Here is a 24,723-nt window from a genome sequence, read left to right as displayed (position 1 = left end):
GGGCTTCGCGCAAATCTCTAACCCTCGAGCGTTCCCCAGCTCGGCTTCCATGCGCTCTGCGGATCGATGACCACGATTTCCATGCCGCCCTCGTTGGCCACGTGGACGGCGATGCCGAAGGCCTGGGCGATGGGGAGCAGGCCGGTGGTGCTGAACTGGCGTCCGTCGGCGAGCTTCACTTCGCCCTTCACCTCGCCGCCGGCCTTCGACAGGCAGAGCGTGACCGCGGTGACGACGGGGGCGTGAACGCGCCGGAAGACGTTGGGCATCGAGTGACCTTCGGACTGTGTCGCGACAAACGAAAAGGGCGGCACGAGGCCGCCCTTTCCAAAACTCGAGAGAACCGAAACGCTCAGCGCTTCGAGAACTGGAAGCTGCGGCGAGCCTTCTTGCGGCCGTACTTCTTGCGCTCGACCACGCGGCTGTCGCGGGTCAGGAAGCCTTCGCGCTTCAGGGGAGCGCGCAGCTCGGGCTCGTAATAGGTGAGCGCCTTGGACAGGCCGTGACGGACGGCGCCGGCCTGGCCGGAGAGACCGCCGCCATGCACCGTGACCGTGATGTCGTACTGGTCGACGCGGTTGGCGATGGTGAGCGGCTGGCGCAGGATCATGCGCAGCACGGGGCGGGCGAAGTAGGTCTCGACCGTGCGGCCGTTGACCACCACGGTGCCGTTGCCGGGCTTGATCCAGACGCGGGCGACCGCGTCCTTGCGCTTGCCGGTGGCATAGGCGCGGCCCTGGGCGTCGAGCTTCTGAACGTGGACGGGAGCCGCGTTCTCGGGATCTTCGACGTTGGCGCGGTTCAGGTCGGAGAGGGACTGGAGGGTCGCCATGATCAAGCGCTCACGTTCTTGCGGTTGAGGCTGCCGACGTCGAGCGCCTGCGGCTGCTGGGCGGTGTGGGGATGCTCGGTGCCCTTGTAGACCCGGAGGTTGCCCATGATCTGGCGGAACAGCGGTCCACGGGGGAGCATGCGCTCAACGGCCTTCTCGACCACACGCTCGGGGAACCGGCCGTCGAGGATGAACTTCGCGGTCCGCTCCTTGATGCCGCCCGGGTAGCCGGTGTGGTGGTAGTACACCTTCTGCTCGCGCTTGCGGCCGGTGAACTTCACCTTCTCGGCGTTGATGACGATGACGTTGTCGCCGCAATCGACGTGAGGCGTGTAGGAAGCCTTGTGCTTTCCACGCAGGCGCATCGCGATGATGGTGGCGAGCCGGCCGACGACCAGACCCTCCGCATCGACGATGATCCACTTCTTGTCGACGTCGGCGGGCTTCAGAGAAAAGGTCTTCATCCCGTGGCGTTCCGTATGATGTCTTGCAAAACGATGCGCCGCCACGTGAGACACGCAGCGGCGTTGGAGGCTGCAATACGGGTCTGCGGATGAGTCGTCAAGGCATTTCGGATGATGGGAATCGGCAAAAACCTCAAGGAAACGAAGCATTTCGGGGTTGAGGTATCAGGATACCGCATCCTTCCCGCTCCCCTCCCACCCGCGCCCTCATCCTGAGGCGCCCGCGCCAGCGGGCCTCGAAGGAGGGCTTCAGCCATCATGCGCAAGCTGGAGCCCTCCTTCGAGGCCTCCGCTTCGCTGCGGCGCCGCAGGATGAGGTGGATGGGTGGGAATGGCCGGGCGCTTCGGCGGGATCGAGACTGGGCACGTCGCGATGGGTGAGCGAGACGGGCTGAAGCGGGAGGAAGCCTGGTTGTCCGGGCCTGGGCTATCCGGCATCGGCTCCCCCTCTCCCCTCTGCGGGAGAGGGTGGCCCGCGAAGCGGGTCGGGTGAGGGGAGCGCCCTATCCGGAGAGGCCGCCCCCCCTCTCCCGCCTGCTCCGCAGGCACCCTCCCCCGCAGAGGGGGGAGGGTGGCGTGCCGGTTCACCGCTCGGGCGGGATCGAGGATGCTAAAGCAGTGTCAGATAAGCGAAATCGGCCGAACCCTGCGAAAGCGCATTTTCCGTAGTCAGGAGATATCCGGCACCGGCCTCCCCCTCTCCCCGCACGCGGGGAGAGGATCACAGGCACCTTGTCGTGCCTGTGATGAGCGGAGCGATGGTGAGGGGGCGTCGCCGGAAGAGGCTCCCCCGGAACCGCCCCCTCACCGTCGGCTGCCGCCTCGACGCGCCGACGACGGGGTCGTCGCGTCCCTCTCCCCAGCCAAGCGGAGCGAGGGGATGCTCACGACGAACCTGCGCCCATCGCGAGAAGTGGCAAGCTCACCGCTCCGGCGGGATCGAATACGTCCCCGTGGCGTGGCAGACGAGATCGTCCGAGCCGGTGGCGAAGAGGCGCGCCTCCCCCACGGCGAGGCGCTTGCCGAGCTTGAGGAGGGTGGCCTCGGCGACGAGGCCGGTGGGGCCGGGTTTCCGCAGGAAGTTGAAGGAGAGGTTCGTCGTCACGGCCAGGCCCACCGGGCCGATATTGGCGAGGATCGCCGCGTAGAGAGCGTAATCGGCCAGCGCCATCATGGCCGGGCCGGAGATGGTGCCGCCGGGGCGCAGGAAGCGCTCGTGATAGTCGAGCCGCATCCGCGCGGAGAGCGGACCCACCGATTCGAGGTGGAAGGCCGGCCCGTCATGGTTCATCTGCGGGAAGTCCCGCTCCAGAAAGGCGATGGTCTCGGAAAGGCTCATGGCAGTCGTCATGACGTGCCTTGCAGCATGCGCCGCGATGGCGGACAAGTCTCGGGCTTCGTTTTCAAGAGTTCCGATGACCCAGCCCGACGCTGCCCACCCCGACACCTCGCGCCACGACCGCTATCCCGATGCGCTGATCCGCCGGCTCCTCACGGAGACGAAGACCATCGCCCTCGTGGGCGCGTCCGCGAACCCGGCCCGGCCGAGCTGGATCGTGCTGAAATACCTGCTGTCGCGGGGCTACGACGTGATCCCGGTCAATCCCGGCCTCGCCGGGCAGATGCTGCTGGGCAAGCCCGTCGTCGCCCGCCTCGCCGACCTCCCCGGCCCGGTCGACATGGTCGAGATTTTTCGGAACTCCAACGCGGCCGGCGGCCTCGTGGACGAGGCCCTCGCCCTGCCGGTGCGGCCGAAGATCGTCTGGATGCAGCTCGGCGTCCGCGACGACGCCGCCGCCGCCCGCGCCGAGGCGGCGGGCGTCACCGTGGTGATGAACCGCTGCCCCAAGATCGAGTACGGGCGGATCTCGGGTGAGATCGGCTGGACCGGGGTGAATTCCCGGATTTTGAGTTCGAAGCGGCCGGTTTTGGGGGGTAAAGGGGTGCAGCGGTTGACGATTGAGCGCAAGATTACGCTCTAACCATAACTATTCTGTTTTTATTTCATAAAAATATTTCATTATTATCTACCTGCAGGTCGGCAATAGCTGATTTGTTCGATTGTATGGCTGCGAACCGTTTTTTTAAGGCCGAAGACGACGGCAGACCAGGTGTATCATTTTTATCATAAACTTATGATTGTATCTGTCGTATGGCACACGCGCTGCGCTCTGGGTCATTCGAACGTAAATGATCCGACGCGGCTCTAGCGGAGTGCATGAATATGGCCTGGATTTACGGTTCCAATGGTGTAAAATTTCTCTACAATAAAGATGATTTGGTATTGAGGGAGGCTAACAGAATAATCGCTTCTCAATATGGCGAAGAAATTTATGGCCTTGATGGGAATGATCGTATTCAGGGCTCCGAAGGGCCTGATTTCATTTCCGGTGGTGATGGCAGTGATTTAATCCAAGGCTTTGGCGGGAGGGATATTCTACAGGGTGGAATGCGTGGCGTGGAAATGACGTCTCAAATGAACGATCGCATCTACGGTGGGGATGGAAATGATGAAATTTCTGGAGATGGGGGGAACGACAGACTTTTAGGTGAGGCGGGCGATGATCAAATTTCCGGGGGCTATGGCAACGATGAGATCCTCGGCGGATCGGGTTCAGATAGCCTGAGAGGAGACGATGGAGACGATACGATCCTGGGAGATTCTGGAAATGATCGGATCGTCGGTGGATTAGGTAACGATTACATGAAGGGAGGTAGTGGAGACGATGTAATTTACGGGAATCAAGGTGACGACGTTTTGTTTGCCGATCAAGGAGTCGATCGACTATTCGGCGGTGAGGGAAACGATATACTTATCGCGGGTGATGGGCTTTCCAAAATGGAAGGCGGACGGGGATTGGATCTATACAAGATTTCCAACTTTACTGGGACGGGGAATATTTTCATTAAGGATATTGGTGAGGAAGATGCTATTGTTTTCGAGTCAACAAGCATTGAGAATATTGAATATATAAGTGATGGATACGATATGATTTTCTATGATAAAGCTGATTTTGAAGATAACGGTGTTTTTGATAGAGCAGTAAGAGTCGAGAATTTTCTTCTCAACGCGGATTATAGAATTGAGCTGATCGGCGATATAAGTGGTGCTTACTATAGCACTGATTCTATAATTTGAGCTCAGCCATATGTTTGGCTCAACCTAATCAAAGATTCGGGTGTGCGCCTCGGGACGAATAAATATTTAAGCTGAAAAATTTACTTCGAGTCTAGAAGAGCCATTGATGCGATCTCTAGACTCGTTTTTGTAAGCCTCAATGATTAATCGAATTTTCTCTAATCTTTCTTTTATATTTGCACTGTCAGCATCTCCGTTATTTTTCGTCAGTGATCGTAGATCATCCATCGATTGTTGGTAGTCTTGTATAGCCCCTTCAGCAACAGTCCCTTCAAAATCGGCAAAATACTTTACATAGTCAACATTATTCCATAAGTGTTGATTGCCGCTTGTCGGCTCGACGGGTGCAAACTCACTGATGTGTGGTTTGCTCAAAGTCTGCCCGAACTGCTTCTCCACGCCCGCCTGGAGTTTTTGGCGTTCACTAGAGACGTCAGCCTTCGGTGCAAATTTGGTTTGCGAAGCCGACAGACTTCCAAGTCCGATTGCGGTCATGTCGTTTCTCTTGGTCGCAGCGCACCGTACTGGTCGCCATCACGCATACTAAAGATAGTTAGAATGCTTAACGCGACTTGGTGTACAAACCGTTAATTTCTACTGATGCGTGTATGGGTCCGTGGTTTGCACACTGGACTGAAAACCGTATCAGACAATCGAAAGTTAAAGTCGCCGTGTTCCCGTTTCCTCCATCAACGCCACAGCCATAAAGCTAACTCCAGCCGCCACAGCCAGATACAACCCAACCCAACCGATCCCGCCCCACTCACTCAGCCGCTGCGCCAGATACGGCGCGGCGGAGGCGCCCAGAATGCCGGCGAGGTTGTAGGTCACCGAGGCGCCGGTGTAGCGGACGCGGGTGGGGAAGAGTTCGGGCAGCAGCGCGCCCATGGGGCCGAACAGCCAACCCATGGCGAAGAGGCCCAGACACAGGAAGCCGAGCACCAGGCCGCCCTGCCCGCTTCCCAGCATCGGGCCGAGGAGCAGGCCGAGCGAGGCGGTGAAGGCGAGGCCGGTGAGGAGGACGGGGCGGCGGCCGTAGCGGTCGGCGGCCCAGCCCGAGAGCGGGATGCCGAGGGCCATGAACAGCACGGCCACGCATTCGAACAGCAGGAAGGTCGGCCGGTCGAAGCCGAGTTTCGAGACGCCGTAGCTGAGCGCGAAGACGGTGGAGAGGTAGAACACCGCGTAGCAGGCCACCATGGCGAAGGTGCCGAGCAGCGTCGCCTTGATGTATTTCGTGAAGATGGTGGCCAGTGGCACGCGCTCGGGCGGGGCCTTCTCCATGGCGGCCTTGAAGACCGGGGTCTCGGTCAGCTTCAGGCGGACATAGAGGCCGACGCCCACGAGCACGGCGGAGGCGAGGAACGGGATGCGCCAGCCCCAGGCCTGGAAATCGGCCGGGCTCAGGGCCAGCGCGAGGCCGAGGAAGCCCAGATTGGCGGTGATGAAGCCCACCGGCGCGCCGAGCTGCGGGAAGATGCCGTAGAGGGCGCGTCGCCCCGGCGGGGCGTTCTCCACCGCCAGCAGGGCCGCGCCTCCCCATTCGCCGCCGAAACCGATGCCCTGGCCGAAACGCAGCACGCAGAGCGCGAAGGGCGCCCACCACCCGGCGGTGGCATAGGTCGGAAGGCAGCCGATGAGCACGGTGGAGAGGCCCATGATCATCAGCGAGGCCACCAGCGTCGCCTTGCGCCCGACCCTGTCGCCGAAATGCCCGAAGAACGCCGCCCCCAGCGGCCGCGCGATGAAGGCGATGGAGAAGGTGGCGAAGGCCGCCAGCGTCTGCACCGAGGGATCGTCGGCCGAGAAGAAGATCGGCCCGATCACCAGGGCGGCGGCTGTGGCGTAGACGTAGAAATCGTAGAACTCGATCGCCGTGCCGACGAAGCTGGCGATGAGGATCCGCGCGGCGGGAACGGGAGGGGGCGGAACGGGCTGGAGCATGTGCGGCGCTATAACCGCAGGCGGGGCCGAGTGCCATGCGAATTCGTGCAGGATCGTTCCTGCGGTTCTCCTTCTCCCCTCTGCGGGAGAAGGTGGCCCGCGTCAGCGGGTCGGATGAGGGGAGCGCCCTATTCGGACGCGTTGCCCCCTCTCCCGGTCGCTCCGCGACCACCCTCCCCCACAGAGGGGGGAGGGACGCTCGCACGAGGCTCCCGCTCCTCGCGACATCACTCACCCTTTATGTCTTCATCGGGTCGTGGCCCCAGTTCATCAGCGAGAGACGCCAGGGCGAGTCTTTCACCGCGTCCTTGTCCTCCGGGCCGCCCTGCTTGAGGTGGCGGTTCACGTAGCCGGTGACCTTGCGCATGTGGGCGTAATCGTCGTCGGTGAGATCGGCCTTCTTGGCTTTCAGAATTGCGACGATGCGCCGGCCCGAGGCGTGGCCGGTGGATTCGGACGCGCCGTCCTTCTTCTGCCCGACCGAGCGGCTCTGCTCGCTGTCGAGGAATGTCTCCAGGGCGGCGGGCGTCATGTTCACCGCCTCCTTGAACGCGCGCCAGGTCTCGTCGTGGTCGTCCTTGCTCACTAGTCGCCTCCGTCGCATCGGGACTGGGTCAAGCGGAAGGCACGGGGCGGGTTCCTCAGGGACGGGAGGGGCGAATGGTCACGAGGTGTCGGCGCCCGCGCCGTCATCCTGGGGCGCCACAGGCGAGCCCAGGATCCAGACGCGGTGACGGCCTTCGCTGGATAAGGGTTCGCGGTTCTGGATCCCGGGCTCTGCTGCGCAGCCCCGGGATGACGGGGTTGATCTTCCCCCCCTCGCGACATCACCCACCCTTGACCCGCGCGCATCGTCCGCCATAAAGAACTTATGTTCGTTTAAGCGGAACGGGGGCGTAGCTCCTCTTCCGTCTGGCCCGGCACAGGCGCTAGAACGACGTCCAGTGCGTGCCCGCCGGCCCCCGGAGTAAGTGATGACCGACCGTATCCCAGGCTTCAACACGCTGGCGATCCATGCCGGCGCCGCTCCCGATGCCACCACGGGTGCGCGGGCCACGCCGATCTACCAGACCACGTCCTTCGTGTTCGACGACGTGGACCACGCCGCCTCGCTGTTCGGGCTGCAGGCCTTCGGCAACATCTATTCGCGCATCACCAACCCCACCAACGCGGTGCTGGAAGAGCGCATCGCGGCGCTGGAAGGCGGCACCGCCGCCGTGGCGGTGGCCTCGGGCCACGCGGCAGAGTTCCTCACCATGCACGCGCTGATGCAGCCGGGCGACGAGTTCATTGCGGCCAACAAGCTCTATGGCGGCTCGATCAACCAGTTCAACCATTCCTACAAGAGCTTCGGCTGGAACGTGGTCTGGGCCGATACCGACGACCCGGATTCGTTCGAGCGGGCCATCACGCCGCGCACCAAGGCGATCTTCTGTGAATCCATCGCCAATCCGGGCGGGGTCATCACCGACATCGCCGCCCTCTCGGTGATCGCCCGGCGCCACAAGATCCCGCTCATCGTCGACAACACCATGGCGACGCCGTACCTGATCCGCCCCTTCGAGCACGGGGCCGACATCGTCGTGCATTCGGCCACCAAGTTCCTCGGCGGCCACGGCAATTCCATCGGCGGCCTCGTGGTCGACGGCGGCACCTTCGCCTGGGCCGGCGACGACCGCTACCCGATGCTGTCGCAGCCGCGCCCCGAATATTCCGGCATGGTGCTCTCCGAGACCTTCGGCAATTTCGGCTTCGCCATCGCCATCCGGGTGCTGGGCCTGCGCGATCTCGGGCCGGCGCTCTCGCCGTTCAACGCCTTCCTCATCCTCAACGGCATCGAGACCCTGCCCCTGCGGATGCAGCGCCATTGCGACAACGCGCTGGAGATCGCGACCCATCTCAACGCCCATCCGGCGGTGGAATGGGTGAGCTATCCGGGGCTGGAGACCGACAAGTATCACCAGCTCGCCCGGCGCTACACGCCGCTCGGCTCCGGCTCGGTCTTCACCATCGGCCTCAAGGGCGGCTACGAGGCCGGCGTGAAGCTGGTGGCCAATCTCCAGCTGTTCTCCCATGTGGCGAATATCGGCGACACCCGCTCGCTGGTGATCCACCCGGCCTCCACCACCCACCGCCAGCTCACCGACGCGCAGAAATCCGCGGCCGGCGCCGGGCCCGAAGTGGTGCGGCTCTCCATCGGCATCGAGGACCCGGCGGATCTGATCGAGGATCTCGACGCGGCGTTAAGCGCTTGATTTTGCTGGCAGGCCTGGGCGCGATCCCGGCCCGACGCCCCCGGGTTGACCCTCGGCGGCGTCGGGACTACCCCGCGAACCATTCCTCCATCGAGATCGTTCGCATTGCATGACGCATGATCCTTTCGAGACTTCCGGCGAGCCCCCGGTCATCCTTGTCGTCGAAGACGACGGCCTTCTCCTGATGGAGGCGGCCGATACCCTGGTCGATGCGGGGTTCCGTGTCCTCGAAGCGCCGCAGGCCGACAAGGCGCTCACCATCCTCGAACGCAACGAGGAGATCGACCTGCTGATGACCGACGTGGACATGCCGCAGGGCTCCATGGACGGGTTCGCCTTGGCCCGCCTCGTCGCCCATCGCTGGCCGACCATCCCGGTCCTCGTCGTGTCCGGCATGGGCACGCCCGGCCCGCACGACATGCCCGAGGGCGCGCGCTTCATCCCGAAGCCCTACGCGCCCAACACCCTGGTCCGGACATTGCGGGCCTTCGCCAGGCGCGCTGCCTGACCCCGCCACCTCTTTCGAAGATCGCGACGCCCATCATGGCCACCGAGACCCGCCCGCTCCGCTTCGCCACCCAGGCCGTCCATGCCGGCGCGGCGCCCGACCCCGCCACGGGCGCGCGCGTCCAGCCGATCTACTTCACCAACGGCTTCGTGTTCGAATCCACCGAGCAGGCCGCCGACATCTTCGCCATGCGGCGCACCGGCTTCTCCTATTCGCGCGGCTCGAACCCCACCGTGGCCGCCCTGGAGCGCCGGGTCGCCGCCCTGGAGGGCGCCAAGGCGGCCGTGGCCGTCTCGTCGGGCCAGTCCGCCCTCCTCCTCGTGCTGATGACGCTGATGAAGAGCGGGGATGCCTATGTGGCCTCGCCGCGTCTGTTCGGCGGCTCGCTCGGGCTGATGAACCGGCTCGACGCGCGCTACGACCTCAAGCCGCTCTTCGCCAAGGGCCTGACGCCGGCCGATTTCGAGGCCGCGATCACGCCGGAGACGAAGGCCATCGTCTGCGAGTCGATCGTCAATCCCTGCGCCACGGTGATGGACATCGCCGGCATCGCCGAAGTGGCCAAGCGGCACAACCTGCCGCTGGTGGTGGACAACACCCTCGCCTCCCCGGCGCTGATCCGGCCCATCGAGCACGGGGCCGACATCGTGTTCCACTCGACCTCGAAGTTCCTCGGCGGGTCCGGCCAGACCATCGGCGGCATCATCTGCGATGCCGGAACCTTCGACTGGCCTGCGGCGGTGGGGCGCTACAACCTCATCACCGAGCCCTGGGCCGATTACGACGGGCTCGTGGTCTCGGATCGCTTCCCCGATTTCAGCTTCGCGGTAGCGTGTCGACTCTTCGGCCTGCGCGATCTCGGCCCCGGCCTGTCGCCGATGAACGCCTTCCTGACGCTCACCGGCATCGAGACCCTGCCGCTGCGCATGAAGCGGCATTGCGAGAATGCGAAGGCCGTCGCCGCCTTCCTCAAGGACCACCCGGCGGTGGCATGGGTGAGCTACCCGGCGCTGCCCGGCCAGACGGGCGAAGAGTTGGCCGCCCGCTACGTGCCGGAAGGGCCGGGCTCGATCTTCACCTTCGCGCTGAAGGGCGGCCAGCCCGCGGCCGTGAAGTTCATCATGAGCCTGGAGCTCGTCTCGCATCTCGTGAATATCGGCGAGATCAAATCCCTGGCGATCCACCCGGCCACCACGACGCACCGCCAGCTGAGCGATGCCGACAAGGCGGCGGCCCTGGTCGGCCCCGAGACCGTCCGTCTCTCCATCGGTCTCGAAAATGCCGAGGATCTCATCGCCGATATCGCCCAGGCGCTGGATCAGGTCGACGCCTGATCAGGCGAATTTGAGCTCGGTGGTCGCTGCGCTCTTCGGCTGCGCGACAGCGCCGCCGTGGTGCTTCAGGAACCACGGCACCCGGCTCTGCGGCATGGGCTTGCTGTAGAGATAGCCCTGCGCATAGGCGCAGCCCTGTTCGCGCAGGAAGGCCGCCTGCGCCTCGGTCTCCACGCCCTCGGCGGTGACGTTGAGGCCGAGGCTCTGGCCCAGTTGAACCACCGCCGTGACGATGGCGGCGTCGTTCGGGTCCCGCTCAAGATCGCGCACGAAGCTGCGGTCGATCTTGATCTCGTCCACCGGATATTGCTTGAGGTGGGTTAGCGACGCGTAGCCGGTCCCGAAATCGTCGAGCGCCACGCGTACACCGGCGCTGTGCAGGCTCGCCAGCACCGCCGAGACTCGGTCGCCATGGCCGCCGAGCAGGACCGTTTCGGTCACCTCCACGCCGATCCGGTCATGGGAGAGGCCCACGGCGGCCAGATCGGAGATCAGGTTCTCGGCGAGGTTCTCCTGGGCGAACTGGGCCGAGGACAGGTTCAGGAACACCCGGCCGGGATCGTACCCTTGCGCGATCCAGCTTGCCAGATCGGCGAAGATCTGGCGCGCGAGGACGGTCCCGACCGCGACCCCGATCTCCGCGTCGTCGAACACCGTGGAGAAGCTGGCGGGTGCCAGGAGCCCGCGGCTCGGATGCTGCCACCGCGCCAACGCTTCGAACCCGATGATCTCCCCCGTGGCGAGGCCGATCTTCGGTTGATAATACGGAATCAGGCCGCCGACTTCGAGGGCCGACCGCATCTCGCGGGCGACGGAGACGCGGTGCTCGATATCCGCCCGAAGCGCCGGGACGAACAGCGTCGCCCGGTTCCGCCCGGCCGCCTTGGCCGCGTAGAGGGCGAGGTCGGCATTGGTGAAGAGGTCGGTCGGATTGGCGGCGTGTTCCGGGAACAGGGCGAGGCCGAGACTGGCACGCGGCGAGACCACACGCCCCGAGACGGCCATCGACGGTTTCAGGACTTCGAGGATCGCCCGGGACAGGGCGTGGATGCGCCGGCTCGGCTGATGGCGATCCTTCTCGCACAGGGCGATGATGACGAATTCGTCGCCGCCGAGCCGGGCGACGAGATCGTGCTCGCCGATGATGTTGCCGAGACGCCGGGCGACCTCCTTGAGCAGGGCATCGCCCGCATCGTGGCCGAGGGTGTCGTTCACCTCCTTGAACGCATCGAGATCGATCAGGATGAGGCCGACGCGCTGGCCGGATGCCTCCGCCTTGCTCAGCGCGGCGTCGAGGGTCGTCTGGAACAGGGCGCGGTTCGGCAGACCGGTGAGGACGTCGCGCTGGGCGGCGAGGCGGATCCGCTCCTCCACCGCCTTGCGGCTCGTCATGTCGACGAGGCTGGAGATCACACGGGTCGCGCCGTCCATCTCCACGATGACCGCCGACAATAGGGCGTCCCGGCGTACACGGCCCGAGACGCCCGTGGCGATCTCGATCTCGCTGGCGGTTCCGCTCCGGTCGAGTTCCGCCTGGATCACGCGTCGGGTCGGCCCGTCGACCAGATCGCGTATTGTGTATCGGGTCAGCTTTTCGCCGTCGTCGAGTCCGTAGAAACAGCTCGCGGCGTCGTTGGCATCGACGATCTGGCCGTCATCGGCGCGCGACACCACGATTGGAATCGGCGCTGCCTTGAACATCGTCTCGAACAGGCGCCGGCTTTCCGCCAGTTCCGCATTGGCGCGCCGCTCCGCCTGGGTCGCGGTCCATTCGAGACGCCTCAGGCGGTTCGACCGCACCACGAACAGCAGCGTGGCGACGTTGGACAACAGGACCGCGAGACAGATGCCGAGGGCCGTGGACGGCATCGGCGGCGGCAGGAGATAGCCCGCCACCAGCGCGGTGGAGGCGATCGCGCTCGTCGTCAGGCTCCAGAGAAAGCGCGTCGGCATGACGATCATGTAGATCGCCGGAAGCAGCAGCATCACGAAGAGCGCGATGTCGGATCGCGACGAGCACAGGACCGCGACGCATCCGGCGACGAGGATCTCCCATGTCACCATCACTCCCTGCAGCCTGCCGAAACCGGTGACTTTCCAGGTCGCCAGCAGGCTGGCGAGGGACAGCAGGATGATACCGGCACGGGCGGGTACGGCGACCCAGAAATGGATCTGACCGGCGAAGCGCCAGTCGCTGAGCAGGAAGAGCGTGTTGAGGAGAATGGCGCAGAGAAAGATCAGGCGCGCATGGCGCAGGGTCTCGGGAAAGCGCTCGTCCTGAAACGCCCTTTCCCGATCGACCGAGACGAATTCGCCGCCGATGGCGTTGAGTCTATGCTTCCACATGGCGCCCGACACTCGCATGCAAAAGTCGCGCAGGCGTTAAGAACCAACTAGATTGATAACATTTATCAGCCTGAAGGCTTAGTTCGGGTCAGGGCCCGCAATGCCCCGCGAAACGTCCTGACATCCTGTTCGGTCATTGCCATGCGATGCAGCATATCGCGCATGTTGCGGGCGATGACATCCCGCTTTTCCGGCGGGTAGAATCCGCCCGCGTCGAGACTGGCTTCCAAGCTGGCGACGAGGGAGGCCATCGCCTCGCGTGTGGCGGGTGGAGATTGCATCTCGCCGGTGAAGGGGAGCCGGGCCTGGCCCGAGGCCTTGCGCCATTCGTAGCCGACGAGGAGCACCGCCTGGGCAAGGTTGAGGGACGGAAAGTCCGGGGAGACCGGAAAGGTGACGATGGCGTCGGCCAGCGACACCTCGTCGTTGGTCAGCCCGATCCGCTCGCGGCCGAACATCACGCCGACGCGCTGTGCCGTCCGCGAGGCCATGTCGGTCATCGCCTCGTCGGGACCGTAGGCGCGCTTCATCTGCCCGCGCTCGCGGGCCGTGGTGGCCAGGAGGTAGTTCAGGTCGGCGATGGCCTCCGGCACGGTGGTGAAGACGGTGGCGCCGTCGAGGACATGCGTCGCCCCTGAAGCGGCCTCCCGCACGCCCTTCTTGGGCCAGCCGTTCTTGGGGGCCACGAGGCGGAGTTCGGCGAGGCCGAAATTGGCCATGGCGCGGGCGACCATGCCGATATTCTCGGCCAGCTGCGGTTCGACCAGGATGATGACGGGGGCGCTCATCGACGCCCTCTGCCACGGGTCGGCCCGGACGGAAAGTCCATCTGAGAAGGATGGGAGCCGCGGGCACCGTCGGCGCCGCGGCTCCCCCGTTCACAGTGGAAACGCTCAGATCTTACCGTCGAGACCCATCTGGTAGTATTTGTGGATGATCTTGTCCTGGTTCTCGAGGAGCCAGTCGATCGAGGGCTCGTTGGTCATGGCCTTGCGGATCGCCTCGGTCATGCCCTTGCGCTGGATCTCGAACAAAGCCTTGTGATCGACCGTCTCGGCCTCGATCACGCCGGGGCTGAGCCAGACCGAGCAGATGATGCCGAGATCGTTGGCCTTCTCCTTGGGGATGTAGCCGAGGCGCACCGCGTCGAGGACGCCGTTGGCGATGGCGAACTGCACCGTGCCCATGAGGATGGAGGTGTATTTGCTCTCGGTGACGCTGACCTTGGAGACGCAGAGCGTCACCGGCCGCACCATGATGTCGGTGTTCAGGAGCGCGAAGACGCGGGAATGGCCCACCACCTGATCGCCCGTGAGGGTGGCGAGCGCCGTGCCGACCGGCCCGTCGAGTTCGCCGATGATGACCTCCGGCTCGGAGGCGGTGTTGGGCGGCCCGCCGGCGACCAGGGCCTCGCCGGCCCGCAGGATGATGCGTTCGCTCATGGAGATATCCTTCACAGAAATCGGAATGGGCCGCAGATTCCCGGCCCGAGGGCGGATGTCCAGAGCCGGCCGGGAATTATCTCGGTCCCCGACGCAGTTCCCGATCTGTAAGGGGCACGGCTTTCGCGTCCTGTTGCAGCGCGCTATGACCGCGGGCGAGCGGGAGCGCGGCCGGTCCCGGCCGCGTGATGAGAAAGGTTCTGAGGATCATGTCGAAGATCAAGGTGGCGAACCCGGTCGTCGAACTCGACGGCGACGAGATGACCCGGATCATCTGGAGCGAGATCAAGAACAAGCTCATCCATCCCTATCTCGACCTCGACCTCGATTATTACGACCTCGGTGTGGAGCACCGCGACGAGACGAACGACAAGGTCACCGTCGATGCGGCGGAGGCGATCAAGCGCCACGGCGTCGGCGTGAAATGCGCCACCATCACCCCCGACGAGCAACGGGTGGAGGAGTTCAAGCTGAAGGAGATGTGGCGTTCGCCCAACGGCACGATCCGCAACATCCTCGGCGGCGTGATCTTCCGCGAGCCGATCATCTGCAAGAACGTGCCGCGCCTCGTGCCGGGCTGGACCCAGCCCTTCGTCATCGGCCGCCACGCCTACGGCGACCAGTATCGCGCCACGGACTTCAAGGTGCCCGGCAAGGGCCGCCTGACCATCAAGTTCGAGGGTGACGACGGCACAATCATCGAGAAGGAAGTCTTCAAGTTCCCGGCCGCCGGCGTCGCGATGTCGATGTACAATCTCGACGAGTCGATCCGCGACTTCGCCCGCGCCTCGCTGAATTACGGCCTCGCCCGCAAGTACCCGGTCTACCTCTCGACCAAGAACACCATCCTCAAGGCCTATGACGGCCGCTTCAAGGACCTGTTCCAGGAAGTGTTCGACGCCGAGTTCAAGGCGAAGTTCCAGGCGCTCGGCATCACCTACGAGCACCGCCTCATCGACGACATGGTGGCCTCCTGCCTCAAATGGTCCGGCGGCTACGTCTGGGCCTGCAAGAACTACGACGGCGACGTGCAGTCGGACACCGCCGCCCAGGGCTTCGGCTCGCTCGGCCTGATGACCTCGGTGCTGATGACGCCGGACGGCCAGACCGTCGAGGCGGAAGCCGCGCACGGCACGGTGACGCGCCATTACCGCGAGCATCAGAAGGGCAAGGAGACCTCCACCAACTCCATCGCGTCGATCTTCGCCTGGAGCCGTGGCCTCGCCCACCGCGCCAAGCTCGACGACAACGGCGACCTCGCCAAGTTCGCCAACACGCTGGAGAAGGTCTGCGTCGATACGGTGGAAGCCGGCTTCATGACCAAGGATCTCGCCCTCCTCGTCGGCCCAGAGCAGAAGTGGCTCTCCACCACCGGCTTCCTCGACAAGGTCGACGCGAACCTCAAGACCGCCATGGCCTGAGCGCGAAGTGCGGGTTCCCCTCTCCCCGCCGGGCGGGGAGAGGACGTCGTCCTCCCCTTGTCGGGAGGCGACGTGAGCCCGGCAGGGCGAGGGTGAGGGGGTAGCTCCGGATGTGGCTCCTTCGCGTGAGCCTCCTCCGGACGCGCCCCCTCACCGTCGGCTGCCGCCTCGCCACGCCAACGACAAGGTCGCCGCTTCCCTCTCCCCGCGTGCGGGGAGAGGGGATTCGCGCCGGCCATCATTCGCTTAGGATGAGGGCCTTGCCGCCTCGGCGTTGCGCTTGCGGGTCGCGGCGGCTTTCTTCGCCGAGGCGGAACGTTGCTCGGCGGTGCGGGAGGCCGAGGCCTTTCCGCCGGCGGCTCCGCCCTTGTGGGCCGCCGGGTGGGAGCTCGACTTGCCCCTCCCCGATCCGCCCGGATGCTTGCCGCCGCCATCGTCCTTGTTGACGGTTGCCCAGGCGCGGGCCTCGGCTTCCTTCTCCGGGACGCCGCGCTCTTCGTAGGATTCCGCGATGTGCTCGGCCTTGCGGATCTGCTTGTCGGTGTATTTCGACTTGTCACCCTGTGGCATGGCGAGTTTCCCGTATCGGGCCCCTCGCCGCTGCCTCAGCTGTCGTCGGTCGGACCGTCCAGGATGGCGCGAACGCGGCGGATGAGATCGGTACGGCGATAGGGCTTGTTCAAAAGGTCGAACTCCGAACCCCCGGCATCGGTTCGCTCGAGACTCGCCTCGGCGTAACCGGTGGTCAGCAGGACCTTCAATCGGGGTTGCCGCCGCCTGGCCTCGCGGGCGAGCATGATGCCGTTCATCCCGCCCGGCATGATGAGGTCGGTGAACAGCAGGTCCACCGAACCGCTCGAATCCAGGATCTCCAGCGCCTCACGGCCGTTCTGGGCCATCAACAGCGTGTAGCCGCTATCGCGCAGGATGGTCCGCGCCAGTTCGGCCACGTCCTCGCGGTCGTCGACGATGAGGATGGTCTCGGTCCCCTGGCGATCGACCGGCCCCGACACGGCGCGGTTCGGCTCCCGGTCGTCCTCGGCGGCGGCGGGGAAGGACAGGCGGACGCGCGTTCCCTTGCCGACGACGGACTCGATCTGCGCCGCGCCCCCGGATTGCCTGGCGAAGCCGTAGACCATCGAGAGGCCGAGCCCCGTGCCCTTGCCCTCGTCCTTCGTCGTGAAGAACGGCTCCATCACCCGTGCCAGGATCGGCGGCGGGATGCCCGCCCCGGTATCGGCGATGGTCACGGTGACGTAGCGGCCCTCGCCCAGGGAATCCGATCCGCCGAAATCCTGTGAGCCCAGATCCTGCGCGCCGATATCCCGGTTCTCGGTGGAGATGACGACTGTGCCGCCCTCCGGCATGGCATCGCGAGCGTTGATGAGGATGTTGAGCAGGGCGACCTCGGCCTGGGCCGGGTCGACACGGCAGTTCCAGAGGTCTTCGCTCACGTCGAGCCGCAGCGTGATCGCGTCACCGAGGCTGCGCGCGGCCATATCCTCCATGCCCTTCACGAGGGCGTTGAGGTTGACCGCGCGGCCGTCGAGACGCTGCTTGCGCGCGAAGGCGAGAAGCTGCTGGGTCAGGGTGGTCGCCCGTTCGGCGGCGGTACGGATATTGTCGGTGGCGCGCCGAAGGCGGTTACGGTCCGCATCCGGACGGTCGAGACCGTGGCTCAGGATATCGATGTAGCCGACGATGACCTGGAGAAGGTTGTTGAAGTCGTGGGCGATGCCGCCGGTCAGCTGGCCGAGCGCCTCCATCTTCTGGGCCTGCCCCAACGCCTCCTCGACGGTGCGGCGGCGGGAGACATCGAGCTGCGAGGCGAAGAAATACACGAGGTCGCCGGCCGCATTGTAGATCGGCGCGACGAACAGCGCGTTCCAGAAGGTCGATCCGTCCTTGCGGTAATTGATGATCTCGGTGGTGAATTCCCGCCGGGCCTGGATCGCCTCGCGCAGGGCGTTCACGCTTTCCCGGTCGGTGTCCGGCCCCTGCAGGAAGCGGCAATTGCGACCGATGATCTCCTCGGTTGCATAGCCTGTGAGGCCCAGGAAGGCCTTGTTGACGAAGACGATCGGGTTGTCGTCCTGCCGGGGGTCGGTGACCACCATCGGCATCCGGGTCGCCTCGACAGCGGTGAAGAAGATGTCGCTGGTGTGATCGGCGATCTCCGACACCGCCCCGGTTCTCACGCGCGGCGGTTCACCTGCAGGCGGTTTCTCGGGGCTCTCGGTCATCATCGGTCGGTTGTTTTGCCAGGCAATGAATGTGGGTCAGAAATGCCCAACGGCTGGCGCTTCATCCGTTTCCCTCGACAAATCCCGCGATGACGACGCAGGTGCCGACGGCGCCCGCGTCGTCATCGATCGAAATGGCCCGGAGTCGTGCCCGACCGCTTGGGTCGGGACGCATCTCCAGGCCTTTGTTCCGCCGCGCCCGTCGTGGCCGAAGCGGCATCCACTTCGTCGGTGCGCGCTTCAGGTCCCCGAGGGGGCGAAGCGCACGCTCTCGATATTGGCGCGTTCGAAAGCCTGCATCACGTGCTGGTAGGACCGCTCCATTTCGGTGGCCTCGTCGCCTTCGGTCTCCTCGGGCTTCAGCACGAACATCAGCATCGAGCGTCCGGTGACCTCGTAGCGGTCGCCGATCTCCCAGGTGCCGACTTCCTGGCTGTCGGGCAGGTTGGTGTCGAGGAGCCGGGTCCAGCCGACGCCGCCGACCGAGCTCGGCAGCGTGAACGAGACGAGGTCGCTATAGGCGTTGTAGAGGATCAGCAGGGTCGCATCGCCGCCCCGGCGGTGGATGCCCGAGGCCTGCGCGCGGCCGTCGAGCAGGACCGCGATGGAATGGGCGCCGCCATCCGTCCAGTTCTCCGTGGACATTTCCTCGCCGTCGGGGCGCAGCCATGTCACGTCCTTGACGCCGAGATCCTCGTCATAGGCGCCGGAGAGGAAGCGCCCGCGGGTGAGGATCGGCAAGGCTTCGCGCAGGATGGTGAGGCGCTGCGTGAACTCGGCGAGGTCGCGGCCCGCCTCGTCGATCCCCTCCCAATCGAGCCAGGAGATCTCGTTGTCCTGGCAATAGGCGTTGTTGTTGCCGCCCTGGCTCCGGGCGAATTCGTCGCCGGCGAGCAGCATCGGCGTTCCCCGCGAGAGGAACAGCGTCGCCATCATGTTGCGCATCTGGCGGGTGCGCACCGCCTTGATCGCCTCGTCGTCGGTGGGGCCTTCGACGCCGTAATTGTTGGAGAGGTTGTGGGAATGCCCGTCCCGCCCGTCCTCGCCATTCGCGAGGTTGTGCTTCTCGTTGTACGAAACCGTATCGTTCAGCGTGAACCCGTCATGGGCGGTGAGGAAGTTCACCGAGGCCCAGGGCTTGCGCCCGCGCTTGTTGAACTTGTCGGCCGATCCGGTGATGCGCGAGGCGAGGCTCGGCAGCAGGCCGGAATCGCCGCGCCAGTAGCCGCGGACATCGTCGCGGAACCGGTCGTTCCATTCCGCCCAGCCCGGCGGGAAGCCGCCGACCTGATAGCCGCCGGGGCCGCAATCCCACGGCTCGGCGATGAGCTTGACCGAGTTCAGCACCGGGTCCTGCCGGCAGGTGTCGAGGAAGCCGCCGCCCTCGTCGAAGCCGTGCGGCTCACGCCCCAGGATGGTGGCGAGGTCGAAGCGGAAGCCGTCGACCCGCATTTCCGTCGCCCAGTAGCGCAGGGAATCGGTCACCAGCTGCAGGACGCGCGGGTGTGACAGGTTGAACGTGTTACCGGTGCCGGTATCGTTGATGTAGTAGCGCTCCTCGCCCGGCATGAGCCGGTAATAGGAGGCGTTGTCGACGCCCTTGAACGACAGGGTCGGGCCCTTCTCGTTGCCCTCGGCGGTGTGGTTGTAGACCACGTCGAGGATCACTTCGAGGCCGGCGCCGTGCATGCGCGCCACCATCTCCTTGAACTCGGAGAAGGCGAAGTCCGGCACCGCCGCGTAGCGCCGCGCCGGGGTGAAGAACGAGATCGTGTTGTAACCCCAGTAATTCACCAGGTTCTTTTCCTGGAGATAATCGTCCTGCACGAAGGCATGGACGGGCAGGAGTTCGACCGAGGTGACGCCGAGGCTCTTGATGTAGTCGAGCACGGCCGGGTTGCCGAGACCGGCATAGGTGCCGCGCAGCTTCTCCGGCACGGCCGGGTGCAGCTTGGTGAAGCCCTTCACATGGGTTTCGTAGAAGATCGTCTTCTCCCACGGCACGTGGGGCTTGCGGTCCCGTCCCCAGGTGAAGGCCGGGTCGATGACGCGGCTGCGGCGGGTGAAGGGCGCCGAATCGCGCTCGTCGAAGGTGAGATCGTCGCCGGTCTCCATCTGGTAGCCGAACAGGGCCGGGTTCCAGGTGATCGAGCCGACGAGGCCCTTGGCGTAGGGGTCGATCAGCAGCTTGTTGGGGTTGAAGCGGTGCCCGGCCTTGGGCTCGTACGGTCCATGAACCCGGTAGCCGTAGATCGTGCCGGGACGCGCGTCGGGCAGGTAGCCGTGCCAGATCTCGTCGGTGTATTCGGGCAACTCGATCCGCTCGAGTTCCTGCTCTCCGGCATCGTCGAACAGGCAGAGTTCGACCTTGGTGGCATGGGCCGAAAACAGGGCGAAATTGACGCCGAGGCCGTCCCAGTTGGCCCCCAGCGGATAGGGCGATCCCTCTTTGATGCGCGACCGCACGGCCTTCGTCTGCGTGGCGGCCTGCGGCATCGGGGGGTTCTTAGCGACCATGATCACTCCAGGGGGGGCTCGCTGCGTGACGCGGAGCCCGACGGCATGAATTCCGCCGAGTGAACGCTGATGCTTGACCGTAAGGTCCGTGATCGTGGAAACTTTTTGCGTTGCGAGACGGACTCGCGCGCAGGCGCCGTACTATGATCCGGCCGCTTCGCCGCACCCGGCATCTTCGCCGTTTTGGAGGCAGCCCATGTCTTTACGGCTCATGTCTTTGGAGACAGCCCATGTCCGATAGACCCTCCGTCCTGCAAGCCGCCGCCGAACGGCACGGCGTGAGCATCGACGCCGTCCGCCACCTCATGCGCGCATTGGAGGTGGGCAACGGAACCATGGCGCAGTTCAACCATCCCGAACTCGGCGGTTTCGGGCAATGGTCGTCCGGCGGCATGACCATGATCGGCAACATGTTCGATGCCAATCTCAAGTCACGGGTCGCGGCTCTCTGCGCGGATCTGGCCCAATCCCTGCCCCCCGGCGGATGGGACGACGGCGCGGCATCCGGGAATTGGTGGCCGGCGGAACTCGGCCGACCGGCCACGTCCGGCTCGCAGAACAGCATGCGCTACGCCTATTTCCCGGATAGCCGGCTGCTCGCCGTGGAGACCTCGGGAACGCTCGTCCTCTACGATACCGGGCATTACGACATTTCCGGCGTCTCGCAGCAGCAGGGGGATACCCAGAGCCTTCGCTTCAGCGGCCGCAACGGCTATGTCGATCTCGAATCGCTCCAGCGGGTCAGCGTGGCTCCCGCACCGGATCGTTCCCTCGAGCCGAAGCCGTTCCATCCCGATCCGATCCCGGCGCCGATCCGCACCGAAGACCGCCCGCGTCCGGCACCGGAGCCGGATTTCCCGCAAGCCGGAGCCCCCTCGGGCGACGTCATCTCGACCCTGGAGCGTTTGTCCGACCTGCACCGCAAGGGCGTGCTGACCGAGGCCGAGTTCTCGACCAAGAAGGCCGAACTCCTCGCGCGGTTGTAGGGGCCCCATCGATCGACGGGCGGTTTCTCGGGGCGTCTGCGGCGACGCATGTCCATCGCAGGCGGACGACCCGTCACTCGCGATGGGAACGGCGCCATCTCACGCGGTGATCGTGGGGGCGCCGTCCAACCTCCGGACCCGCTCCCATTATGCCGGTATTTGTTGTAACGACGATTCGATGACCAATGATGATATGCGCGAATCACGCGCCGCACTGATCCTGCTCGCCGTCGCGGTCGCGTCGGTCCTAATTTTCGGGGTGGTCACGATCCTGATTCAGCTTTGAGCCGAATGCCCGGATTGCAACTCGGCCGTCGCCTCAGTGGGTCCAGGGCGCCGTGCGGTTGAACTTGAAATTATCCGAATAGGACAGACCCTTGCGGATCACGGGCTTCTGGGGCTGCTCGACGCGGTAGGTGATGCCGTTATGGGTCGCGTAGGCCACGGCCTCTTCCTGCGTCTCGAACGACAGCCTGACCTGCTGCAGCATGTCCGACGAACCGGTCCAGCCCATCAGGGGGTCGGTGTCGCGCGGAGAGCTCTGGTCGAATTCCAGCACCCACGCTTTGGTGCGGGCCATGCCGGATTGCGTGGGATCCTTGGCGGGCTGGTAGATCCGGGCACTCGGCATCGTGGGGTCGATAGCTCCTGCAGGATGGAACGGCCGATAAGCACGCGATTGGTCGGGGCGATAGGATTCGAACCTACGACCCTCTGGTCCCAAACCAGATGCGCTACCAGGCTGCGCTACACCCCGACTGCCCGTTACGGCTCCATCGCTCTAGCGGTTGCCCGGTTTCGGCGCAAGCAGCCTCTCACGTGCCGAGCCGCTGGCGGTGAAATCCCGACCGATCCGCGCCCGCCGCCTTCGGCCTCCCTAAGGATGCCGATGGCGGACGGTTCCGCTCGATCCCGTTTGGCGGACGTCGCGGCAGACCGCTATGTCTGCACCACGCTCATCTGTGACACGATCTGAACCTTGCGGAAGTCCTCCGGGAGGATCACCGCTTCATTGTATCTGTTGCCGCCGAGCTTGCAGAACAAAAATCCGCCTCTCATGCCGACCTCGAACTGTCGTCCCTTTTCCAAGATCAACCGGCCATTTTTTCCGTCGGATGCGACGATCTCTTCGAGAACGACAATTCTGTCTCCTGGCCGATACGATGCCTCGAACAGGGCTGGATCCACGTCGTCTTTCCAATGTGCCATGTCGTCTTGTCCCGTCTATGCAATTGGATATGGCTTTTGCTCGAGCGATGGAATCGACTCGCACCGAGCCGACGCGGCGGGTCGCCGACCTGCAACCGTCATAGCGACAGAGTTCGAATCGGAAAAACCAAATTCCCTCGCATGGCGTGCATCGCCTTGATGCGACCGCCCGAAACCGCGGGGCATTTGCAAATGTGGTGGAGGAGCCATTCGAGGCACGCTGATAGCCGCGTTGTACGGACGCGGAGAGTGAAGCGCCGTTTGAGGCTTCAGGGTTCGAGCCCGTATCCGCGACCCTGCGGTGCCGACGATCCCGGCACTTGGCGTTCCCGCCCCTCACCCGTCCTGCGGATGTCCTGGCGGCGCCGGCGTTCAGACCGAGAAAGCGACACCGAGCTTTCGGTCCCGTCTCCAGACCACAGTACAGGCGCGGGGCTTCGCGTAGGCCGTCATGACCAGGATGAACTCGTCCGGAACCGCCTCCGGAACTTCGACTTCGATCTGGGCGCCGGTTTCGGACTGGTCCCAGACCAGGCAGTCGATATCGGGCCGGTCGTTCCCGAATGAAAGCGCCCCGATGCGGAAGGCATCTTTGCGTGAGGCGCTGCGACGATTGGTGGTCACGTCATGGATCCCGATCAAACCTGATGTCGACTGTCATTGCAGCCGGTTAATTTTCAGGCCTTCGGTACGGCACTAGACGATCACATCGACGACGCGGTCCTGACCTGTCGGACGGGCGTTCAAGGTCGGTTCGGTGCGCGCGCCGACATTGACGGAGACGAGGTTGGACTCGGTCTCCCGCTTGCGCAGGGCGTCGATACGGGCGTTCGCCACCACGTCGGTGGCTTTCAGAACTCCGAGCGAGTTCAGCGAAACCGTGATCGTCATGGTAAGACACCTCCGTCGATGGATGGGGACGCTACACGAGAATGTCGAGGACGCGCTTCTCGGTGTCGAGGGTCGATTTCAGCACGGCTGTGTTGAGTTCGAAGCTCGCCTTGCTCTCCATGAGCTGCACGGCCGAGCTCGACAGGTCCACCTGGGTCGGGCTGGGGAGGATCTGATCGGCCTGAGTCGGGCTGGGCATGGTCATGCCGACCGTAGCGATCTGTTCCGCCGCATTGCTGAAGCGCTGGGAGGCCGCCACCATCCCGCCGCCGCTGATCGCCGTCGCGCTGCTCATCCTGCCGGTCTCCCGCTCGGGTTACCCCGTGAAGGGGGATGCAAGCACGAGAACCGTAAAGCGATAGGGTGAAAAATCCGTCGCATTCGACCGAACGGTGCCGGCTTGACCTCGGTGCCGACGGTCGCCACCTCGGCTTTCAGCGCCGCCCGGTGATCGCGGTTCGCTGGAGGGATTTCGATGATCGATCTGCATTACTGGCCGACGCCGAATGGCCATAAGGTGACGATGTTCCTGGAGGAGGTCGGACTTCCCTACACGATCAGGCCGGTGAACATCGGCAAGGGCGAGCAGTTCTATCCGGATTTCCTGGCCATCGCCCCCAACAATCGGATGCCGGCCATCGTCGATCACGAACCGCAGGGCGGCGGCGAGCCGGTCTCGCTCTTCGAATCGGGCGCGATCCTGCTCTACCTCGCCGATAAGACGGGACGCTTCATCGCCTCCGACCCGCGCGGCCGCGCCGAGGTGCTGCAATGGCTGTTCTGGCAGATGGGCGGGCTCGGGCCGATGCTCGGCCAGAACCACCACTTCTCGCAATATGCGCCGGAGAAGATTCCCTACGCCATCGAGCGCTACGTCAAGGAGACGAACCGGCTCTACGGCGTCCTCGACCGGCGTCTGGCCGACCGGGAGTTCGTCGCCGGGCCCGATTATTCCATCGCCGACATGGCCTCCTATCCGTGGATCGTCCCCTGGGAGAAGCAGGGCCAGAACCTCGACGATTTCCCCAACCTCAAGCGCTGGTTCACGGCGATCGCCGAGCGTCCGGCCACGAAGGCGGCCTATGCCCGCGCGCCCGAGGTCAACCCCGATCACGGCAAGACCATGAGCGAGGACGCCAAGAAGGTGATGTTCGGCCAGACCGCCAAGCGCGACTGACGCAAGCGCGGCTGA

The 24,723-nt window shown here is 64.6% G+C and carries 27 protein-coding genes and 1 tRNA gene; 9 read left to right on the top strand and 19 right to left on the bottom strand.

Annotated features, from left to right (window positions below; all coding sequences use genetic code 11):
- Positions 1-17: 17 nt before the first annotated feature.
- The 4 genes from RQI43_RS17710 to RQI43_RS17695 form a co-directional block, all read right to left on the bottom strand.
- Positions 18-269, bottom strand: coding sequence for a hypothetical protein (locus RQI43_RS17710; protein ID WP_056432842.1), 252 nt, complete (start codon positions 267-269; stop codon positions 18-20).
- Between the two features lie 83 nt (positions 270-352).
- Positions 353-832: a 30S ribosomal protein S9 gene (gene rpsI / locus RQI43_RS17705; protein WP_026175762.1), complete on the bottom strand. Its 480-nt coding sequence runs from the start codon at positions 830-832 to the stop codon at positions 353-355.
- Positions 833-834: 2 nt separating this feature from the next.
- A complete protein-coding gene (gene rplM / locus RQI43_RS17700; RefSeq protein ID WP_056252523.1) occupies positions 835-1,296 on the bottom strand; it encodes a 50S ribosomal protein L13 in 462 nt (153 codons plus the stop codon).
- Between the two features lie 922 nt (positions 1,297-2,218).
- The gene (locus RQI43_RS17695; RefSeq protein ID WP_311276003.1) at positions 2,219-2,647 is read right to left on the bottom strand and encodes a PaaI family thioesterase; all 429 of its coding nucleotides are present in this window, start codon (positions 2,645-2,647) and stop codon (positions 2,219-2,221) included.
- A gap of 64 nt (positions 2,648-2,711) precedes the next feature.
- On the opposite strand from RQI43_RS17695, the gene RQI43_RS17690 reads away from it, so the two are divergent.
- A complete protein-coding gene (locus tag RQI43_RS17690; protein ID WP_311276002.1) occupies positions 2,712-3,278 on the top strand; it encodes a CoA-binding protein in 567 nt (188 codons plus the stop codon).
- 242 nt (positions 3,279-3,520) lie between these two features.
- On the top strand, positions 3,521-4,435 hold the full coding sequence (locus RQI43_RS17685) for a calcium-binding protein (protein WP_162241478.1): 915 nt from the start codon (positions 3,521-3,523) through the stop codon (positions 4,433-4,435).
- 66 nt (positions 4,436-4,501) lie between these two features.
- Here RQI43_RS17685 and RQI43_RS17680 read toward each other — a convergent pair whose 3' ends face one another.
- The 3 genes from RQI43_RS17680 to RQI43_RS17670 form a co-directional block, all read right to left on the bottom strand.
- A complete protein-coding gene (locus RQI43_RS17680; RefSeq protein WP_156467915.1) occupies positions 4,502-4,930 on the bottom strand; it encodes a hypothetical protein in 429 nt (142 codons plus the stop codon).
- Positions 4,931-5,095: 165 nt separating this feature from the next.
- Positions 5,096-6,379, bottom strand: a complete 1,284-nt coding sequence (locus RQI43_RS17675; RefSeq protein ID WP_311276001.1) for an MFS transporter — start codon at positions 6,377-6,379, stop codon at positions 5,096-5,098.
- A gap of 238 nt (positions 6,380-6,617) precedes the next feature.
- Positions 6,618-6,983, bottom strand: a complete 366-nt coding sequence (locus RQI43_RS17670) for a DUF3140 domain-containing protein (protein ID WP_311276000.1) — start codon at positions 6,981-6,983, stop codon at positions 6,618-6,620.
- Positions 6,984-7,353: 370 nt separating this feature from the next.
- Here RQI43_RS17670 and RQI43_RS17665 point away from each other — a divergent pair, with 370 nt between their 5' ends.
- From RQI43_RS17665 to RQI43_RS17655, 3 genes are all read left to right on the top strand, one after another.
- Complete coding sequence (locus tag RQI43_RS17665) at positions 7,354-8,634, top strand: O-acetylhomoserine aminocarboxypropyltransferase (protein ID WP_207413510.1); 1,281 nt, start codon at positions 7,354-7,356, stop codon at positions 8,632-8,634.
- 109 nt (positions 8,635-8,743) lie between these two features.
- Positions 8,744-9,142, top strand: a complete 399-nt coding sequence (locus RQI43_RS17660) for a response regulator (RefSeq protein WP_056432823.1) — start codon at positions 8,744-8,746, stop codon at positions 9,140-9,142.
- Positions 9,143-9,177: 35 nt separating this feature from the next.
- Complete coding sequence (locus RQI43_RS17655; RefSeq protein ID WP_311275999.1) at positions 9,178-10,476, top strand: aminotransferase class I/II-fold pyridoxal phosphate-dependent enzyme; 1,299 nt, start codon at positions 9,178-9,180, stop codon at positions 10,474-10,476.
- On the opposite strand, the gene RQI43_RS17650 is transcribed toward RQI43_RS17655, so the two are convergent.
- The 3 genes from RQI43_RS17650 to RQI43_RS17640 all read right to left on the bottom strand — a co-directional run bounded on the left by RQI43_RS17650 (position 10,477) and on the right by RQI43_RS17640 (position 14,264).
- A complete protein-coding gene (locus RQI43_RS17650) occupies positions 10,477-12,822 on the bottom strand; it encodes an EAL domain-containing protein (RefSeq protein WP_311275998.1) in 2,346 nt (781 codons plus the stop codon).
- A gap of 65 nt (positions 12,823-12,887) precedes the next feature.
- Positions 12,888-13,610, bottom strand: a complete 723-nt coding sequence (locus tag RQI43_RS17645) for an RNA methyltransferase (RefSeq protein WP_056432815.1) — start codon at positions 13,608-13,610, stop codon at positions 12,888-12,890.
- Between the two features lie 105 nt (positions 13,611-13,715).
- Positions 13,716-14,264: a formaldehyde-activating enzyme gene (locus tag RQI43_RS17640; protein WP_018042789.1), complete on the bottom strand. Its 549-nt coding sequence runs from the start codon at positions 14,262-14,264 to the stop codon at positions 13,716-13,718.
- Between the two features lie 209 nt (positions 14,265-14,473).
- On the opposite strand from RQI43_RS17640, the gene RQI43_RS17635 reads away from it, so the two are divergent.
- On the top strand, positions 14,474-15,685 hold the full coding sequence (locus RQI43_RS17635) for an NADP-dependent isocitrate dehydrogenase (RefSeq protein WP_056432812.1): 1,212 nt from the start codon (positions 14,474-14,476) through the stop codon (positions 15,683-15,685).
- A gap of 246 nt (positions 15,686-15,931) precedes the next feature.
- Here RQI43_RS17635 and RQI43_RS17630 read toward each other — a convergent pair whose 3' ends face one another.
- The 3 genes from RQI43_RS17630 to glgX form a co-directional block, all read right to left on the bottom strand.
- Positions 15,932-16,255: a plasmid stabilization protein gene (locus RQI43_RS17630; protein WP_207413518.1), complete on the bottom strand. Its 324-nt coding sequence runs from the start codon at positions 16,253-16,255 to the stop codon at positions 15,932-15,934.
- A 35-nt stretch (positions 16,256-16,290) separates the two neighbouring features.
- Positions 16,291-17,928, bottom strand: coding sequence for a histidine kinase famiy protein (locus RQI43_RS17625; RefSeq protein ID WP_311276108.1), 1,638 nt, complete (start codon positions 17,926-17,928; stop codon positions 16,291-16,293).
- Positions 17,929-18,168: 240 nt separating this feature from the next.
- Positions 18,169-20,445 (bottom strand): glycogen debranching protein GlgX, encoded by a 2,277-nt coding sequence (glgX, locus tag RQI43_RS17620; protein ID WP_311275997.1) that lies wholly within the window; start codon positions 20,443-20,445, stop codon positions 18,169-18,171.
- Between the two features lie 230 nt (positions 20,446-20,675).
- On the opposite strand from glgX, the gene RQI43_RS17615 reads away from it, so the two are divergent.
- A complete protein-coding gene (locus RQI43_RS17615) occupies positions 20,676-21,431 on the top strand; it encodes an SHOCT domain-containing protein (RefSeq protein ID WP_311275996.1) in 756 nt (251 codons plus the stop codon).
- 82 nt (positions 21,432-21,513) lie between these two features.
- On the top strand, positions 21,514-21,717 hold the full coding sequence (locus RQI43_RS17610) for a hypothetical protein (protein WP_311275995.1): 204 nt from the start codon (positions 21,514-21,516) through the stop codon (positions 21,715-21,717).
- A 33-nt stretch (positions 21,718-21,750) separates the two neighbouring features.
- On the opposite strand, the gene RQI43_RS17605 is transcribed toward RQI43_RS17610, so the two are convergent.
- From RQI43_RS17605 to RQI43_RS17580, 6 genes are all read right to left on the bottom strand, one after another.
- Positions 21,751-22,062, bottom strand: a complete 312-nt coding sequence (locus RQI43_RS17605) for an ETC complex I subunit (RefSeq protein WP_056433142.1) — start codon at positions 22,060-22,062, stop codon at positions 21,751-21,753.
- Positions 22,063-22,111: 49 nt separating this feature from the next.
- A tRNA-Pro gene (locus RQI43_RS17600) sits at positions 22,112-22,188 on the bottom strand.
- A gap of 182 nt (positions 22,189-22,370) precedes the next feature.
- Positions 22,371-22,640 (bottom strand): hypothetical protein, encoded by a 270-nt coding sequence (locus tag RQI43_RS17595; RefSeq protein WP_311275994.1) that lies wholly within the window; start codon positions 22,638-22,640, stop codon positions 22,371-22,373.
- Between the two features lie 372 nt (positions 22,641-23,012).
- A complete protein-coding gene (locus RQI43_RS17590; RefSeq protein ID WP_311275993.1) occupies positions 23,013-23,264 on the bottom strand; it encodes a pilus assembly protein PilZ in 252 nt (83 codons plus the stop codon).
- 72 nt (positions 23,265-23,336) lie between these two features.
- Positions 23,337-23,531, bottom strand: coding sequence for a hypothetical protein (locus tag RQI43_RS17585; protein ID WP_056432797.1), 195 nt, complete (start codon positions 23,529-23,531; stop codon positions 23,337-23,339).
- A 31-nt stretch (positions 23,532-23,562) separates the two neighbouring features.
- Positions 23,563-23,826 (bottom strand): hypothetical protein, encoded by a 264-nt coding sequence (locus RQI43_RS17580; protein WP_244477921.1) that lies wholly within the window; start codon positions 23,824-23,826, stop codon positions 23,563-23,565.
- Positions 23,827-24,006: 180 nt separating this feature from the next.
- On the opposite strand from RQI43_RS17580, the gene RQI43_RS17575 reads away from it, so the two are divergent.
- Positions 24,007-24,708: a glutathione binding-like protein gene (locus RQI43_RS17575; protein WP_311275992.1), complete on the top strand. Its 702-nt coding sequence runs from the start codon at positions 24,007-24,009 to the stop codon at positions 24,706-24,708.
- Positions 24,709-24,723: the final 15 nt, after the last annotated feature.

Origin of the sequence: Methylobacterium sp. WCS2018Hpa-22 (genome assembly GCF_031843785.1) — a bacterium.
GTDB lineage: Bacteria > Pseudomonadota > Alphaproteobacteria > Rhizobiales > Beijerinckiaceae > Methylobacterium.
The sequence above is the reverse complement of the archived record's forward strand: the minus strand, read 5'-3'. Positions and strand labels throughout refer to the sequence as shown.

Coding starts and splice junctions, on each gene's coding strand:
- RQI43_RS17710 (WP_056432842.1), bottom strand. CDS start 269: ATGCCCAACGTCTTCCGGCGCGTTCACGCCCCCGTCGTCACCGCGGTC.
- rpsI (WP_026175762.1), bottom strand. CDS start 832: ATGGCGACCCTCCAGTCCCTCTCCGACCTGAACCGCGCCAACGTCGAA.
- rplM (WP_056252523.1), bottom strand. CDS start 1,296: ATGAAGACCTTTTCTCTGAAGCCCGCCGACGTCGACAAGAAGTGGATC.
- RQI43_RS17695 (WP_311276003.1), bottom strand. CDS start 2,647: ATGACGACTGCCATGAGCCTTTCCGAGACCATCGCCTTTCTGGAGCGG.
- RQI43_RS17690 (WP_311276002.1), top strand. CDS start 2,712: ATGACCCAGCCCGACGCTGCCCACCCCGACACCTCGCGCCACGACCGC.
- RQI43_RS17685 (WP_162241478.1), top strand. CDS start 3,521: ATGGCCTGGATTTACGGTTCCAATGGTGTAAAATTTCTCTACAATAAA.
- RQI43_RS17680 (WP_156467915.1), bottom strand. CDS start 4,930: ATGACCGCAATCGGACTTGGAAGTCTGTCGGCTTCGCAAACCAAATTT.
- RQI43_RS17675 (WP_311276001.1), bottom strand. CDS start 6,379: ATGCTCCAGCCCGTTCCGCCCCCTCCCGTTCCCGCCGCGCGGATCCTC.
- RQI43_RS17670 (WP_311276000.1), bottom strand. CDS start 6,983: ATGCGACGGAGGCGACTAGTGAGCAAGGACGACCACGACGAGACCTGG.
- RQI43_RS17665 (WP_207413510.1), top strand. CDS start 7,354: ATGACCGACCGTATCCCAGGCTTCAACACGCTGGCGATCCATGCCGGC.
- RQI43_RS17660 (WP_056432823.1), top strand. CDS start 8,744: ATGACGCATGATCCTTTCGAGACTTCCGGCGAGCCCCCGGTCATCCTT.
- RQI43_RS17655 (WP_311275999.1), top strand. CDS start 9,178: ATGGCCACCGAGACCCGCCCGCTCCGCTTCGCCACCCAGGCCGTCCAT.
- RQI43_RS17650 (WP_311275998.1), bottom strand. CDS start 12,822: ATGTGGAAGCATAGACTCAACGCCATCGGCGGCGAATTCGTCTCGGTC.
- RQI43_RS17645 (WP_056432815.1), bottom strand. CDS start 13,610: ATGAGCGCCCCCGTCATCATCCTGGTCGAACCGCAGCTGGCCGAGAAT.
- RQI43_RS17640 (WP_018042789.1), bottom strand. CDS start 14,264: ATGAGCGAACGCATCATCCTGCGGGCCGGCGAGGCCCTGGTCGCCGGC.
- RQI43_RS17635 (WP_056432812.1), top strand. CDS start 14,474: ATGTCGAAGATCAAGGTGGCGAACCCGGTCGTCGAACTCGACGGCGAC.
- RQI43_RS17630 (WP_207413518.1), bottom strand. CDS start 16,255: ATGCCACAGGGTGACAAGTCGAAATACACCGACAAGCAGATCCGCAAG.
- RQI43_RS17625 (WP_311276108.1), bottom strand. CDS start 17,928: ATGACCGAGAGCCCCGAGAAACCGCCTGCAGGTGAACCGCCGCGCGTG.
- glgX (WP_311275997.1), bottom strand. CDS start 20,445: ATGGTCGCTAAGAACCCCCCGATGCCGCAGGCCGCCACGCAGACGAAG.
- RQI43_RS17615 (WP_311275996.1), top strand. CDS start 20,676: ATGTCCGATAGACCCTCCGTCCTGCAAGCCGCCGCCGAACGGCACGGC.
- RQI43_RS17610 (WP_311275995.1), top strand. CDS start 21,514: ATGGGAACGGCGCCATCTCACGCGGTGATCGTGGGGGCGCCGTCCAAC.
- RQI43_RS17605 (WP_056433142.1), bottom strand. CDS start 22,062: ATGCCGAGTGCCCGGATCTACCAGCCCGCCAAGGATCCCACGCAATCC.
- RQI43_RS17595 (WP_311275994.1), bottom strand. CDS start 22,640: ATGGCACATTGGAAAGACGACGTGGATCCAGCCCTGTTCGAGGCATCG.
- RQI43_RS17585 (WP_056432797.1), bottom strand. CDS start 23,531: ATGACGATCACGGTTTCGCTGAACTCGCTCGGAGTTCTGAAAGCCACC.
- RQI43_RS17580 (WP_244477921.1), bottom strand. CDS start 23,826: ATGAGCAGCGCGACGGCGATCAGCGGCGGCGGGATGGTGGCGGCCTCC.
- RQI43_RS17575 (WP_311275992.1), top strand. CDS start 24,007: ATGATCGATCTGCATTACTGGCCGACGCCGAATGGCCATAAGGTGACG.